Origin of the sequence: Muricoccus nepalensis (genome assembly GCF_006438825.1) — a bacterium.
In the GTDB taxonomy this organism is placed as follows: domain Bacteria; phylum Pseudomonadota; class Alphaproteobacteria; order Acetobacterales; family Acetobacteraceae; genus Roseomonas; species Roseomonas nepalensis.
In genome coordinates, this window is record NZ_RCZP01000067.1 from 1 (window position 1) to 14,607 (window position 14,607).

A 14,607-nucleotide genomic window follows, 5' to 3' on the forward strand; every position below is an offset into this window, starting at 1 on the left:
AGGCTACCGCCGCCTGCTCGCCAAGCACGGCATGCTCTGCTCCATGAGCCGAAAAGGCGATTGCTGGGACAACGCCCCCATGGAAAGCTTTTTCGGCAGCCTCAAGACCGAACTCGGGGAGGACGAGCCGTTCCCGACCCGACAAGCCGCAAGATCTGCCCTCTTCGCCTTCATCGAAGCCTTCTACAACCGAACCCGCCTCCACTCAGCGATCGGCTACAAAGCCCCAGCTGAAATGGAACAACTCGCCGCGGCCGCGTAGGCCGTAACCCCTGTCCACTCGTGCGGGGAAAGGTCAGACAGTGTCCGGCCTATCCCAGCCGTTCACCCGCCCGATCGGTGAACTCAACAGAGACACTACCCACTTGTAGTGAAGGTACAGCCAAAAGGGTTGTGTTGCAAACTTTGCAGCGGGCCGCAGATAGCCTGGATAGCATGCAGATCAGGCAGCAATCTGGAACAGCTCGGCGACGAAGTTGGCTTGAGCCCGCATGTCTCGTCCGCCGATCCTCCGAAGCTGCCCCTTCCTCACCATCGCCATCACCTCGTAGCCCGCCAGTGTTCGTCGCGCCGTCCAGAAGCTGTCGAAGCCGAGCCCCGGTCTGACCAGGCGTTTCACGCGCCGGTGGTCCTGTTCCACGATGTTATTGAGGAACTTGACTTGGCGTAGCCGCGAGCGTCGCCACAGCTCGCCGTCCTCCTTCAGCTTCTCGATGGCACACGGGTAGGCCGGGTTCTTGTCCACCGTGATGGTGCGCGGGTTTACCGTATGCGGCTGCCCGAGCGCCTTGCGGAAGAACCGCTTCTCGGCCTCCGCATCCCGCTTGGCCGAGAGCAGGAAGTCGATGGTCTGGCCACGGCTGTCGACCGCGCGGTACAGGTACATCCAGCGGCCCTTCACCCGCACGTAGGTCTCGTCGACCCTCCACGAGCCGTTTGAGGCACGTAGATGCGGCCGGATCCGCTTCTCGATCTCCGGCGCGTAGGTCTGTACCCAGCGGAAGAGGGTGGTGTGAGCGATCGCGACACCGCGGTCCTGAAGCATCAGTTCGAGATCGCGGTAGCTGATCGGGAACATCAGGTACCAGCGGACTGCCCAGAGGATCACCTCGGCGGTGAACTGCCGACCTTTGAAGGAGTGATCCGGCCTCAATGAGGCCACTCTCCGCCGTCTCGCCATGCCCTGGTTTGCACCCAGCCACTGGGGCGCCGCAAGGCCGCAACAGAACCGATCGGACAGTTCTTCGACCGCCATCTAGGGAGGTAGCCCGTCGCTCGTGCTGCACTAACCCTGCCACACTGCATCGTTGTGGCTTCTGTTCTGCAAATGCAGTCAGTTCATGAACACGCCTGGACGGGGCTGGAGACGGTGGTACCGTCCTGGCCAGTAGCCTGCACCCCGTCAGCCGCTCCGGCGAATGACGCGCCTGCTGCCTCACTATCGTGCTCGAGCAAAAAGTGACGGGGGGCTGGCGGCCAGTTGCCACGCGAGCCCGCTCGGCGTTTCCTCGCGCCTTCAACAGAGAGGGGCGAAGGCGTGATCATCTGGCGTGGCTGGGGCATCCTGACGATCCCCATTGTTGCTCTAACCGGCGGGCTTGTCGTCGCGATACTACACAACCTGATGGCAGGAACGGGGCGCTACGCCGGTCTGGCCTTGACGGCGGGCCTGCTCACCGCAGCCGCCGTCAACTGGTTCGTCGGCCGTCGCTTGAACCGAATGCCGGTACGAGAGCTCCTCGACCCGGCCACAGGGGAGCGCGTCATCGTCCGGCGCTCGCATGATCTGTTCTTTGTGCCCATGCAGTGGTGGTCGCTCCTCCTCCTTGCCGCCGCCCTCGTCTCCCTCTTTGCCATCTTCTTCGGAGCGAGCCCAGTTGTGAAAAGCTGAGACGCGGCTGAAGAGGGCTTGGCAGGATCGGACACCTCTCGCCCTCTCACCCCTCGTGCCAGCGATAGCAGAGCCGCCATGGGACGCGGTGTCTGCGCTGAAGTCTGTAAGCGAGCTCCATCACGGGCCGCACCACAGGGTCGGACAAGGAAGGGATCGATCCTGATGGTGGCGGCCTGACGACCAGGGTGTGATCGCTTGCCATGGTTCGGTCGTTCCGTAGCGTTGTCAGCCACTGGAGAGGCCGAGCCTCTGACGAGAGGGCGTGCGGTTGCGCCCCTGCCCTGGAGGAACCCCGCATGCCACCCCGCGCCCGAGCCTCTCGCCCGCGACTCACACCGTTGCCCGCCGCGGACGCTGATCCCGTCACCTCCTCCCCTGCCCGCTCGCGGCCGAAGGCTCCACCCCGCTCGCGCGCCCTCAACGCCGAGGCGCTCGAGCAGCTCGGAGCGCCCAGGCTCGCCGAGTTGCTGATGGCACAGGCCAAGGGCGACCCAGCTCTGGCCCGCACGCTGCGCCTGGCGCTCGCCGGCACCGACGGGAGCGGTCGCCTGGCTGTTGAGGTGGAGAAGCGGCTGCGCACCATCGGGCGCTCGCGGGGGTTCATCGAGTGGGACAAGGTGCGCCCCCTCGCCCGCGAGCTCGACAGCCTGCGCGAGACCATCGCCGGGCCTCTGGCCGCGACCGACCCGCGCGCGGCCGTGGCGCAGATGCGGCTGCTGCTCAGCTTGGCCGACAACGTGTTCGAGCGCAGCGACGACGGCAGCGGCACCTTGGGCGAGGTGTTCCGGGGGGTCGGCGCCGATCTCGGACGGCTCTGGAGCCAGGTGCCGAACCGCGACCCGGTGGCACTGGCCGCCGATGTGCTGACGCTCTGGGACGCCGACGGGTACGGCGAGACCGATCGGCTGCTCGAGGCGGCCGGGCCGGCGCTCGGCCCCGAGGGGCGGGCGGAACTGCGCCGGCTGCTGCAGGCCCGCCTCGTGGCGTTGCCGCGCCCGCGCAAGGAGGACGCCTTTGAGGGTTGGCAGGGGCGTGGCCAGATTGCTTTTCGCCTGCGCGACCTGGCCGACCTCGAGGGTGACGTGGACGCCTTCATCGCGGCCACCGAGGCGGGCGGCCGGGCCGAGGACTTCGCCGGCGACATCGCCGAGCGCCTGCTCGCCCACGGCCGTCCTGCCGAGGCACTCGCCTGGCTGGACCGGGCACCCGAGCGGCACGAGAGCGAGGAGGTCCGGCACACCGACCTGCGCCTCGCGGCCCTAGACGCGCTCGGGCGTCAGGACGAGGCACACGCGCTGCGCTGGGCGGCGTTCCAGCGCTGGCTGACGCCGCAGCACCTGCGCCCCTACCTTCGTGCGTTGCCAGGCTTTGACGACGTGGAGGCGAAAGAGCGTGCCATGGCGCACGCCCTGGAGCACCCCGACCGGAACCTGGCGCTCGCCTTTCTGGTCACCTGGCCTAACCTTGAGGCGGCCAACAGGCTGGTGCGGGCCCACCACGCCGAGATGGACGGGCGCGACTACGGGCGGCTCCGCCCGGCCGCTGAGGCGCTGGCCGAGCGCTACCCGGCCGCCGCGACGCTGCTCCACCGCGCGCTCGCCGAGGACGTGCTCCGGCGGACGGCCTCGCGGCAGTACGGGTACGCCGCGCGCGATGTCCGCGCCTGCGCCAGCCTCGCGCCGCTGCTCACGGAGGAGCCCGGCCTCGAGAACCATGGAGCGTTCCTCGCACGCGTCAGGCGCGAGCACGGCCGCAAGACAGGGTTCTGGGCGCTGCTGGAGGGTCAGGCCTGAATGGTAAACTCCCTCCGTCACGGCTGCGGGTGAGCGTGCAGCGACCCGCGCTCGGGTTTCGCTGTACCGCGGCACCGGACTTGCTCCCACCCACCGTGCTGCCAGCCAGATCCTCGTTCAGCCAAAGCGGATTGCACGGCACGGTCAGGAGCGCACTATGAGCGTCGGTTGCTCGCCAACCGCTCGCTTCTCTCGGAGGTGACCATGGCTAAACGTCCTGGCAACAAGGCTCCGCCCGGCAAGACGCGCCCCGGTGCTGGTTCAGCCGACCGCCGCGCGTCAGCATCCACCCCACGCACCAAGGCGGCGACATCGGGCCGGAAGGCGGCACCGGCTTCCACCACCGCGCGGAGCACCCGTGGCGCCACGACTCCCACGCGGGTCAAGGCGAGCACGGCTGCTCCATCGCGCGCCGGCAAGCCCGCTGCGTCGAAGGCACCAGCCGTTCGCAAGGCGGCCGTGAAGACGTCGTCACGCGGAGCACGCACGGAGAAGTCGGCGCGGAAGCCGACATCGGCTGCGGCTGCCAGGAAAGCTGCGCCCATCGCAAACCGGCGTAGCGCGGCACCGCGCGCGGAAGCAGGCAGCAAGGCCGCCGGCAAAGTCACCGCACGTGGTACTCGCGCCGCCTCCACTCCCGCCAAACAAACCAGGAAGCCCGCTGCGGCAGCAGCGCGGCGGGCTGCCCCGGCCCCGAGCGGCTCGATGGCAACGGCACAGAAGGCTAGCTCTCGGCCTGTCACTGCCAAGGCCAAGCCGCCGTCCCGTGCATCCTCCGGCGCCAAGGGAGCAACCAAGGCCCCTGCCCGCACTGCGCGTGCGGCAGCGACATCGGCGCGGCCGGCCGCGAAGCCTACTATCGCGTCCAGCAGGCGTGCCGCCCCACCTGCCCGCCCGACCCGAGTGACAAAATCGGCTGCGCCTTCGCGAGGCGCCACATCGAAGCCCAAGGTTCAGGCCCGATCCCCCTCCGCTACCAAGGGCAAAGCGACGCCTGCCCCCACCCGCACCGCGCGGCCCTCTGCCGCCCCGGTAAAGTCCCCGGCTCGGCGCACTCCCAAAGCCGCGCCCGCGGCACGGAGGAAGTCGCCCGACGCGGGCACACCGAGCCCTGTGCAGTCTGAACCGTCTGCCCCTACCCGGGCTGCAGCGCCCACTGCGGACCGTCGCTCAAAGCGTGCACGGTCCGGACCCAAGAAGGATCAGGGAAGAGGTGTCGAAGGCGCGAAGAACGCCTCTGAGACCACCGCGCTACTGCCCGAAGGGAACGAGCAGCAAGGTGATGCGGCGATGTCCCTTCCGGCCGCGATGGCTGAAGCCGGCACCGCCATGATGGCGACCATGGCCGCGCCTGTTGTTGCCGCCGTCGGAACAGCAATGGCCGCCACTGCTGTGGCAACCGGCCTCAGCACCGCCGCCGGGCTCTCGCAGAACCCTGCTGGCAATGCCTCGAACCCGGACACCGATATGGTGCCTGAGGAGGAGCCACCCGCGCGAGATCCGGATGCGGCACCACTGCCCGCCGGTTCGAACGACCTCGCCTGACCACCGATCGAGCACGGAGGCAGCCTTGGCTCACCCCAGTGCTGCCTCCATGACGACGTCGCACTGAGCAGCGGCGCGGCCGCGCTCCCTTGAGACCTGGCACACGGGCATTCCTGTCATGACCCGGTCCTGCCTTTGTGGATCAGCGCCGGAGGCTGGGCGGATAGTCTATCCCTCCACTCCCCGGAGGCATGGTGATCTGCGGGAAGATGCTCAGGGGCATCGCCGGGGGCGCAGCGTCAGCGGGCGCAGACCCACAGGATGGGCGAAGCGCGTCACAGTTCCACCGGAACCCGTCAGGGCGTCTCGTAATGCTCCCGCCGCGCTCGAAGAGGCAGGCGCAAACGGTTCCCGCAAGGCACGCTACAGCGCCCTCATGCGCTGCGTTGCAGACCGCCATGAGCTGGGCGACTTGCGGGGGTGCGTCGCCAATCGTCCTCTGGGCCCCTGCTGCTAGTGGAGCTAGGAGGAGGGAGAGGGCAACGGTAGCAGGAACAAGGCGGAGCATCCCGCCTTCGTAGGCAGGGACGTGCTGCCAGACTGCTAACCAAGCGGCCCGAGGCCCCCCACATCGGCCACTTCGCGGTTGCAGGCGACCAGGTGTGCCTTCGGTGCCTCAGCGCCTCCCGGTTGGCACAGTCACGCCCGGCGATCGCGTTGTACCCCACCCGCACTGGCGCCCAGGCCCGCCCCCCGTTCGCAGGCTGACCATCAGCCCGTGCTCGGCTGCCAACGCTACATTCCCCTGAACCAGGTGCGGATCGGCGGGGCTCGGTACGGCACGCCTGGGCAACCGCCGCAGGTAGCGACGGTTACGCCCTCACCCATGTTAAGGGCAGCCCGCCGGATGGCGTTGGCGACAGCGGTCAGGAGTACAACGATGCCCAGCAAGGAAGCTCCAAAGACGTCGGAGCAGGAAGCAGGCGACGATGTCGGATCGGTGAAAGCCAAGAAGGTCGCCAAGCCCGCTAAGGGCAACAAGCCGAACGCGCTCCAGCAGCCCCTCCAGCCGTCAGAGGACCTTGCAGCCGTGGTGGGCGAGGAGAAGCTCGCCCGCGGCGAGGTGGTCAGCAAGGTCTGGGCTTACATCAAGGCCAACAAGCTGCAGAACCCGGAGGACGGGCGCGAGATCCTGGCTGACGACAAGCTGCAGAAGGTGTTCGGCAAGGCCAAGGTGACCATGTTCGAGATGAACAAGCACCTCGCTCAGCACCTGAAGTAGGAGCCGCTGGGGTGCTCGAGACGCTGCGCGCCGCCCTTCGCGTTTGCTTTAGCCAAGACGGCGGTGGGCCCGGCCGCTGAAAGCTCCGGCGTCACGCCCGCGAGCGTTCAGGAAACCTCGTCTCAGCTGACCTAGGAGACGGGAGCGGTGGCCCGAATGATCCACCGGGTTCTGCGCGTGGAGCAATGCACCAGCAGGCCGGACGGGACTGACCTATGCGGCCTGCAGGAGAGCCGGACCCGAAGCTACCGTGATCCTGCGGGCAACAGGCGCTTAACCACGAGCGGCCTTCAATGCGCGCAGGGCTATCGCGCTACCTTCGCGGGGCCGAGGCAGTCCGGACCGGCGTAGTGATGGGAACCCTCCTGCGCCGGTCCACCTACCCCTCGCTGTCATGTCCCGGAGGCGGCACACAGGACGACTGCTTCAGCTGTCTTACTGCATCCTGCGCCGTGTCATACGGCCCTACTCTGACTGCTTGGATATACGGATGCTGGTCGCCGACGCCCCGGCGATGCGGCCTTCGGCGAAGCCGTTCAGCCAAGCTTCTTGCAGAAGCCGGGTGGTCGGCGAGAACGGGCACTCGCTTGGAGAGATCAACGGGTTGGTTCCCGCTCGCCACCCGTGGACAGCAACATGGGCGAGGAGTCTGAGCAGCTCGACATGTGCCTCCCGCTTCTTCTGCGAATTGTGCAAACCGCCCTCCCCTCTTGCTTCAACTTACGCGGCTGTCTGGAAGGCAGATCTGATCCTGGAGCGCTCCAGGATGTCCGACGCGTCCAGGCCTTTAGCTGGCGCTCGCCTGATCAGAAGCTTCAGCCGGCATGAAAGACGGCGGCGCACTGGCGGAGTGTAAAAGGGGGAGAGAAAGCATCACGCGCACCGTCAGTCAGCACCTCCACCGTCTCAACCGCCTCCAGAACTTCCATCAGAAGCTCCCAACGATCCGAGCCGGCCTCTTCTCTTTCCAACGCACGCGCAAGACGGACCAGCGCTGCGGCGGCCGCTTGGTGGACGATGTGCTGATCGGATCTCGTCATGGTTGTTCCACCAGGAGAGCAGGAGAGGACGACCGCGAACTCACAGGACCGTGAGGAGATCTGTTTATGCGCGTGCTGGTTGTGGGAGCAACCTCTATTCTACTTCCCGAAACATAGTTTCGATCTGCTACAGAACACTTGAAGTAGCTGCACATCTGGGGTGACGATGGTCGGCACAGAACCGGAAACCGGGGTCTGACCAGGGACAGCGGCCTGCCCCCACTTTGTCGCTTGCCGCTGCGGCCTCAATGAAAATCAGAGCGGATCGAACCGGCTGTAGGCGCAGATGACCTATCTGCCCTGGCTCTCAACCGACAACCGCTGTGGGGCGGCATTGGGTAGTAGCCAAGCGGATGGCTGCCCCATGATAGTGAGAACGTTGGCGAAATGCTAGGCGAGTAGGGCAAACCTAGCGCCCTGCGGAGGCTCAGTACCCGCTTCCTGATCGCGCAGCTCTGTCCCGCTGCGGCCTGATCCAGGCATGGATGAGGCGGTGTCCTCTCCTCGTTCTTTGAGGCTTCAAGCAACCCTCAACAGCCTGTATTATTATTGAGACTATTACAATCTCAGGTTGAATGATGCAGGACGGCTTTGCCAAGCGCCTGAAGCTGCTTCGAGAGGAAGCTCGTGCGTGCTTGCACCTGGCCAACCTCACGGCCGTCGAGGCGGAGCGGATGAGGCTGCGCCGCCACGCGGCCCGGCTGGCCATGCAGGCCGAGTTAGAGGAGCGTCAGCAGGAGTCCGCAGAACGGACATGGGTGAAGGATTCCGAGAGTAGCGGTTCGCTTGAGCGACATCGGCTAGCCTCCTGACCCGCTACTCCTTGCCCAGGTTCTGGCAAGGCATTTCTGGCCCCAGACCCACCAGTAGCTTGGCTAAACCTGTCCCCGCCCCCCCTTGGGCAGCCATGGCGCGACCTCCAGACGGTTCCCCCGCCCGAGCCGCGGTGCTCGACCTGGATCAGGCCGAGCGCCGGGCTGCCCTAGCCGACGATCAGGTTATCGAACCAAGCCTGGGCAAGACGGGCGTGCGCTGCCTCCGTCAGGTGGGCGCCGTCCGTCAGGTCGTCCAGGCCATAGCCCACGGGGACGAACCGTGCGTCGATGCCCTCCGCCCGTGCCTGAGCCGCGACGCCCGGCAGCTGCGCGTTGATCGCCTCGCGGATCTCGTTGGCGTCGGCGCGGAAGGGCAACAGCTCGGCGTTGACCGCCGGCAGGGACGCAAAGAGGATCTCCGCGTGCGGCGTGACCGAGACGATGCTCCGCATGATCGAGAGAAGTTCGCCCGGCACGGTCTGCGCCGCATCGCCCTCCCGCAGCGCGTCGTTCGAGCCGAGCATGAGAAGGACGACGTCCGGCTGCGTTTGCTGCGCCAGGTCGTGTGCCAGGCCGGCGACCTCGGTCGCGGTGATACCGGAGACGCCGAAGTGATCGTGGTCGGGCAAGCTGGCCGAGCCGTTGGAGCGCGGGCCGACGAAGTCGATCGATAGCCCTTGGCTGGCCGCCGTGTCCCAGAGCGGCTTGCGGTAGCCCTCCCAGGTTGCCTCATCCTTGCTGTTGTCCCAGCCGTGGGTGTTCGAATCACCGAGCGGCAGGATACGAAGCGGGTCGGCGAAGGAGAAGGTGGCCGCTTCGGGACGCATGAGGCTGGCGGTCGCACCGTCAACGTCACGTCCCCCGTGGCTTGCGCCGACCAGGAACAGATTGCGGTCGGTCTCGGGTGATCCGTCCCAGGCGTCGTTGAGGAACTCCACCGCAACGGTGTGGCTCCCGCCCTTCCAGTCGCCGCGCACGGTGACGACGTCCACCTCGCCTGAGGAACGCAGCGCTGACGCGGTGAGGACCTGGTCGATCTGCACCCCATCCACACGAACGACGTATTGAGCGTTCCCAAGGTAGGCATCCTGGTTGATCAGGAGAGTCAGGCTATCGGGTCCGGAACCGATAGTCATACGGCCTGGGGCGTTGAGTGTGTCGGACATAGATTTTCCTTGCTTTGACAGGGCGAATGTCGCGGTTCGCGTTGGGTCTGCCTTGATCCGCTTGCGGCTGGCCGCGGGCACCCTGCATGGCCAAACCCGCTGAGGCAAACAAACGCGACAAGCAGGAAGGATCTGACGAGCCGCCAAGAGGCGCTTGGCACAGGAGGCTAAAGAGCGCGTTGGTCCGGTCTGCTCCCCAATCGACGAGCCGAGCTTCAACTAAATCAGGTAGCTTCGGCCATTGGCCCAAGCGCTTGCCGAGCGATCTCCGGCCGCGGCTAGGTTGCTCCACCGTGTGCTTCTGAGGACGTGCTGCACCGGGCGTCATGGCGGCCATACGGGTATGCCGCGCGTGAGGCTGAGCCTGCACAAGCCGCTCATCGCTGCTGGATGATTAGCATTGCGAATAAACCTAACCCCACCAGGAAAGGAGACCACGATTGAGTAGATCTACCTATTTCTTAACGTACAAACGGCGGGAAAAGAGCGATCTACGTGACGTGCTCGCCGTCTACGTTGCAAAGCATTGCTCGTGCTGCTGCAGGCATCCTAGCTCAGCTACGTGAGCAGGCGGTCCTCGGGCCGAATGCCGGGGTGAGGAAGCACCATTCGGTGCACACGAGGCGACTCTGAACGGAGGGCCGATGACCAGTTCCATGCTCGTTGAGCAGCCGACGTTCGGTATGCCGGACAGACTGCCACTTCCTAGCTGCGGCTTCCTGGTTGCCGTTTTGTCAGTGATCCTGTGGACCGCTGCCCTGCAGCTCCTGTAATCACGCAGGCTCGATCGGTCGGCGCCTTCATAGGTGGCTCCAAGGTTGTCCGTCTCGTTCTGGTCGCCTTGCAACGCCTGCGGCTAACCACGCAGGCTTCTACCACGCTGACAGATCCCGAGTTGAAGCCGAGCCTTCATCCCGCGTGGGCTCGATCATCACCTCGGGAAGCGCGAGAAAGGCGGCGTCGGTGTAGCGCTTGAACTCCTGCGCGCCGGCTCATGGGGTTCCCACTGACCTTCGGATCGGTGATCGAGGGCAGGCCAGGCGGCAGCTTCGTCTGCCTGACAGCGGTCTTCGCGGCGTCATAAGCGTCTTCAGCGCTGCGGTAGCCCGAACTCGCTTCATGAAAGGTCTTCAGTTCATAACCGGGCCGGTCGTCAAAGAGCCGCCAGAACCACCCGGAAGAGCCGTGGCCGCGTCGCTCGACCATGATACGCACATCATTCAACGTAAGCGCTGAGCTCATGAAGAACACCCACCCGTCTTGGGACTGCTTGATGGTGGTCTGATGGTCCCGATTCGGTTATAGAACGGTTACTCACCCTCGACGGTGTGCTCCGTCGTTAATCCCTGTTGGTCGACGAGCGAGCCGACGAGCCGCAGAAGCTCGACGTGTTCAGGTCCGTACACCCCACGGATCAGGAACTCGCCGATCTCGAGATCCGCCACGCGGCCACCAGAGGCGGAGCTGGGTTCGTGCCGGACGAACACGCGCTCCGGCTCAGGTTCCCGTAGAAGGAACCACCGGTCGCCGCTCTCGCTCTCGTAGAGCAGCCGCCGCTGCGTCATCGCCGAACTCCTGCCTTCGCTCCAAATGGCCGAAGCGATTGCCGTGGATGGTAGGCGACTTTCACTGATTTCTGCGCTGCTGCTCTTTTTAAATCATGGGTCGATTTTGCCAAAGTTCCACAAGTGGATGAGGGCTGGCTCGGTGGGCTCCGAGCGGTGCTGCCGCCCTCCGCGACCAGGCGGCTGAAGGAAGTGGTCAGGAGCAACAGATTCCGCCGTGCCTTAATGCGACGCGCCGATCTATCGGAGCTCGCGCCAGGGGTGCTCTGGTTGGCGAGTTGGGGCGGGCATGGATAGGTTCCTGAGGGGTTGAGAGGCGGCTGGGAGGCTAAGATGGAGTGCGTGGACTGCGGTTCCGCCGAGGTGACTGAGTGGCGGGACCGTACGGCCCAGGGTTACCTGCGCTTACTGCGCTACCGCCTGCCTTGGGGACTGTCGGAAATTCCGTGTGTGGTTGGGCATGGTGGGACGAGATTAGTTCCCCAATGGCCCAACGCAATGAGCCGCGGATCCCTGATACCATTCTGGACCAGCTGCTTGCGGGCTCGCATGCCCAGACGGCCTTCGACCAGGGCGGCTTGCTGCATGAACTCTCCATGCCAGTCTTCGCGCCGGCGGCGTATCGCACACCTCTGCCATCGTTGCGTGCGCCCGCAAGCTGCTGACCCAAGTCTATGCCGTCGTCGCTCACGGCACAACTTGGGAGGGCCGACCTGCCACGCGGCCTGATTTTAGATCAAGCGGGGCATGCCGACCGACTGATCCGCAATGAACTTAATGGTTGCCACCGAAGTTCAACTCGATGGCCGCCATCCGTACGGTGGCAGCATCCTACACTGCGCCCAGGGGCACGACACTCGTTGTAGGCCGCCGGCCCGCGAGGGCAGCTTATTCGCCCTGCTTCAATTCCGACTCTAGCTGACGAATTTCCTCTTCGATCCGTGCACGCTCGCGCCGCAAGCGCTCCAGACGATCGCGCTTCTCAATCATCAGGTCAGCCCCCCTGATCCTTTTCCGACGCCACTCGATCAGTTCCGCCCGCTTCAGCTCAGGACGGATCAAGCCTTCCTTCTCCGCGGCTTCGAAAATCGGCTGCTCCAGCGTCGAGAGCAGGTAAATTGTGGAATAGCTGCCCGGCAGACGCTCCAGTGGTACCGGCCCAGCCATGGTCCACCTAGCCGCCTCGCGGAGTTGGTACGCTGTGCGGCTAGAGAACGGCAGTTCGGCCTCTACGGCGGCGACGTACATTCCGTGCGGCAACTTGTCCTTCGCACGTATCAGAAGACGGCCTATTTCGAGGAACGCACCCTGTGCGCGGCTCCAAAGGCGGGAGATCTCAGAGACGTAGTCCTCCGGCCTTTGCGGTTCCGTACGCGCGGACTGAAGCGCCTGCACACGCGCGTCACCCTCGATTAGGACCGCGGGAGGGGGCGCATCTAGTTTAAGCCGCCGCGACATGCTTCTTCCTCCGCTTCTCTTCGCGTCCCCATACCTTGCCTCGGATAAAGCTCCACACGGCTTGCATCTCATCGGCTCCGGCGTGACCTGGCACGTCGACTAGCCCTAAGCCCTTAGCCCCTGCTCGCGCGTAATCGGTGCGATCTGCCACCTCAACGGGGCAGAGTTCCCCGGCTTCGAGGAGGAATAGCTTCACTGCGTTGATGTTGACCCTCGGCTTGACGAAATTCAGTACGGCCACCGATGGCCGTCCCTCTTCGCGCAGATGCTTCAGAAAGGGGGCTACAGATTCGGCATCATCGAACGTCGCACGGGTCGGCACTATGATCAGATCCGCTCTGGCCAGAAGTGCCTGAAATGCTGCCGGCTGCGTTTCGATCGAGGGCGGAGTGTCAATGAATAGGGCGTCGTAATCTTCCATCTCACCGTCATCGAGTAACGCATCCGCGTCGATCCACGACACTTTGAAGTGAGGAATAGTGGGCGCTGTTTTGGGGCGGCGACGTGACCAGATGGTCAGTGTAGCCTGCGGATCTAGGTCGGCAGTGACGGTCTTCAAGCCGCTGCGAGCAGCAGCAGCAGCGAGATTTCGGCAAAGGGTAGTCTTACCAACCCCCCCTTTCCCAGCTGAAAATAGGATGCGCTTCATCTCGCCCCCCGACGAATGTTGCGGCCCATCTTTAGCCGTTGCGGTACTGCCGGCGCAACACCGCAAAAGACTGACCGGTTAAACCTTTTCACGATGTATGAGGGTGACGTGGCTAGCACGTCAGCGCTGCCCGAGTGACGTGTACGGGCGGTCGGTCGGCTCTCACATGTAGGAGCTGTCTACTCGTCAGTTCTGAGGCGTATGGAGAATGGTTGTCTGCGAGCTCTCCGATGGGCTGGAGAGCCCGGAGATGGCCGAACCGCCTACCAGTGCAGCCACCCACCGGTGCAGGCCTGTGGAAGCATGCTTCCAACCACATCGCGTATCGTCTTGCCGCTGATGCCACCACAAGCCTTCCGGACGGAATTCTTGCGCGGCCTGGCACGGCCTGGCCTACGCGGCGTCTGAGCTTGTCATCTCCAATACCTGCGAGGGTTTCAAAGCCACCGTTGCCAGGGTGCTCAGGGCCACATGGCAGCAGGGTCACGTGCATTTCGGCCGCAACGCCGCCGCCCACGCGGGCAAGACCCAGCGCCGCATCGTTTCCGTCTGGATCAGAACCGCCTAGGCCCGAGAGGATGCCGCAGCCGCCCGCGGCCAATGGCGCAAGGTGGCTGGCCAGCTCCGCCCCAAGGTGCTGAAGCTAGCTAGCCTGATGGATGCCGCCGAAGAGGACGTGCTGGCCTTCACGAGCTTTCCCCGCGAGCACAGCGCCAAGCTCTACAGCACAGACCCTATCGAGGGCCTAAATGGTGAGATCAAGCGCCGCACCGGCATGATCGGTATCTTCCCCAAAGAAGACACCGCCATCCGGCTCGTTGGCGCTCTCCTTCTCGAGCAGTCTGACGAATGTGCTACCCAGCGCTCGCGCTACCTGACGCTGGAGACGATCGGTGCCTTAAGCAATATTGCCCCGGTCAGCCTGCCCGCTCCGGCGTCAAGACACTGCGGCTCAACCCGCTGAGGAGCACCGCTCCTACACCACGCTGTGGGGTACGATCCGTCTTTCTCTCGGCCAGGTGCGCAGGCTTTCAGCGTCATAAGCTCTGTCCGCGATGAGGCGGCGGGGTCGTGCCACCGTCTTGAGCAGGAGCGAGGCCATGGAGATGTCGGCGACGTTGCCAAGCGTCAGCGCCAAGGCGACCGGGTGTTCGCGATCATTGGCTAGGTGTTTGGTCCCGGGGTTTGGTGGTGCGGGTCATGGATGAACCTGGACGGTTCTTCTGTCCAGGCTTTGCAGATGGCTTCGTAGGGCGTGAGGCCGCGTAGAGTCTTCAGGCGACGGGCGAAGTTGTAGGCGGCGACGAACTGGTCGAGGTGCTGTCGGAGTTCGTCGTGCGTCTCGTAGTGGTAGCGCTTGACGGTTGCTTCCTTGATCGTGCGGTTCATCCGCTCGACCTGCCCGTTCGTCCAAGGATGCCGGGGCTTGGTCAGTCGGTGATCGATGTTGTTCTGGGCGC

Annotated in this window: 14 protein-coding genes and 2 pseudogenes; 7 read left to right on the forward strand and 9 right to left on the reverse strand. The window is 64.9% G+C overall.

All coding sequences use genetic code 11. The features are described from left to right. Positions 1-262 (forward strand): integrase core domain-containing protein (locus tag EAH89_RS28875; protein ID WP_140887203.1); only part of this gene is annotated, 262 nt, incomplete at its 5' end. Between the two features lie 180 nt (positions 263-442). On the opposite strand, the gene EAH89_RS28880 is transcribed toward EAH89_RS28875, so the two are convergent. Continuing rightward, positions 443-1,153, reverse strand: coding sequence for an IS6 family transposase (locus EAH89_RS28880; RefSeq protein WP_140887243.1), 711 nt, complete (start codon positions 1,151-1,153; stop codon positions 443-445). Between the two features lie 384 nt (positions 1,154-1,537). Here EAH89_RS28880 and EAH89_RS28885 point away from each other — a divergent pair, with 384 nt between their 5' ends. The 4 genes from EAH89_RS28885 to EAH89_RS28900 all read left to right on the forward strand — a co-directional run bounded on the left by EAH89_RS28885 (position 1,538) and on the right by EAH89_RS28900 (position 6,454). Beyond that, positions 1,538-1,891, forward strand: coding sequence for a hypothetical protein (locus EAH89_RS28885; protein ID WP_140887206.1), 354 nt, complete (start codon positions 1,538-1,540; stop codon positions 1,889-1,891). A gap of 341 nt (positions 1,892-2,232) precedes the next feature. Next, positions 2,233-3,687, forward strand: a complete 1,455-nt coding sequence (locus EAH89_RS28890) for a DUF6880 family protein (RefSeq protein ID WP_140887209.1) — start codon at positions 2,233-2,235, stop codon at positions 3,685-3,687. Between the two features lie 1,290 nt (positions 3,688-4,977). Next, positions 4,978-5,232 carry a hypothetical protein gene (locus EAH89_RS28895; protein WP_140887212.1) on the forward strand — a complete coding sequence of 85 codons (255 nt, stop codon included), beginning with the start codon at positions 4,978-4,980 and terminating at the stop codon, positions 5,230-5,232. An 880-nt stretch (positions 5,233-6,112) separates the two neighbouring features. Next, positions 6,113-6,454, forward strand: a complete 342-nt coding sequence (locus tag EAH89_RS28900; protein ID WP_140887214.1) for an SWIB/MDM2 domain-containing protein — start codon at positions 6,113-6,115, stop codon at positions 6,452-6,454. Between the two features lie 815 nt (positions 6,455-7,269). Here EAH89_RS28900 and EAH89_RS28905 read toward each other — a convergent pair. After that, complete coding sequence (locus EAH89_RS28905) at positions 7,270-7,494, reverse strand: hypothetical protein (protein WP_140887217.1); 225 nt, start codon at positions 7,492-7,494, stop codon at positions 7,270-7,272. Positions 7,495-8,069: 575 nt separating this feature from the next. On the opposite strand from EAH89_RS28905, the gene EAH89_RS28910 reads away from it, so the two are divergent. Further along, complete coding sequence (locus tag EAH89_RS28910; protein WP_140887219.1) at positions 8,070-8,306, forward strand: hypothetical protein; 237 nt, start codon at positions 8,070-8,072, stop codon at positions 8,304-8,306. A gap of 170 nt (positions 8,307-8,476) precedes the next feature. Here EAH89_RS28910 and EAH89_RS28915 read toward each other — a convergent pair whose 3' ends face one another. From EAH89_RS28915 to EAH89_RS28940, 5 genes are all read right to left on the reverse strand, one after another. After that, entirely contained in the window at positions 8,477-9,475 is a 999-nt protein-coding gene (locus EAH89_RS28915; RefSeq protein WP_140887221.1) for a GDSL-type esterase/lipase family protein, read from the reverse strand. A 909-nt stretch (positions 9,476-10,384) separates the two neighbouring features. After that, on the reverse strand, positions 10,385-10,726 hold the full coding sequence (locus tag EAH89_RS28920) for a hypothetical protein (RefSeq protein ID WP_140887223.1): 342 nt from the start codon (positions 10,724-10,726) through the stop codon (positions 10,385-10,387). Between the two features lie 59 nt (positions 10,727-10,785). Beyond that, positions 10,786-11,040 (reverse strand): hypothetical protein, encoded by a 255-nt coding sequence (locus EAH89_RS28925; protein WP_140887226.1) that lies wholly within the window; start codon positions 11,038-11,040, stop codon positions 10,786-10,788. A gap of 888 nt (positions 11,041-11,928) precedes the next feature. Beyond that, the gene (locus tag EAH89_RS28935; RefSeq protein WP_140887232.1) at positions 11,929-12,498 is read right to left on the reverse strand and encodes a hypothetical protein; all 570 of its coding nucleotides are present in this window, start codon (positions 12,496-12,498) and stop codon (positions 11,929-11,931) included. Beyond that, a complete protein-coding gene (locus EAH89_RS28940) occupies positions 12,482-13,147 on the reverse strand; it encodes a ParA family protein (RefSeq protein ID WP_140887234.1) in 666 nt (221 codons plus the stop codon). Before EAH89_RS28940 ends, EAH89_RS28935 begins: the two co-directional genes overlap by 17 nt. Before the next feature lie 348 nt (positions 13,148-13,495). On the opposite strand from EAH89_RS28940, the pseudogene EAH89_RS32910 reads away from it, so the two are divergent. Then, positions 13,496-14,111: pseudogene (locus tag EAH89_RS32910) on the forward strand (transposase); the annotation flags it as partial. Positions 14,112-14,123: 12 nt separating this feature from the next. Here EAH89_RS32910 and EAH89_RS33645 read toward each other — a convergent pair. Next, positions 14,124-14,291: pseudogene (locus tag EAH89_RS33645) on the reverse strand (transposase); the annotation flags it as partial. A 20-nt stretch (positions 14,292-14,311) separates the two neighbouring features. Next, positions 14,312-14,607: integrase core domain-containing protein (locus EAH89_RS28960; protein WP_140887241.1), on the reverse strand; the 296-nt coding region annotated here is incomplete at its 5' end.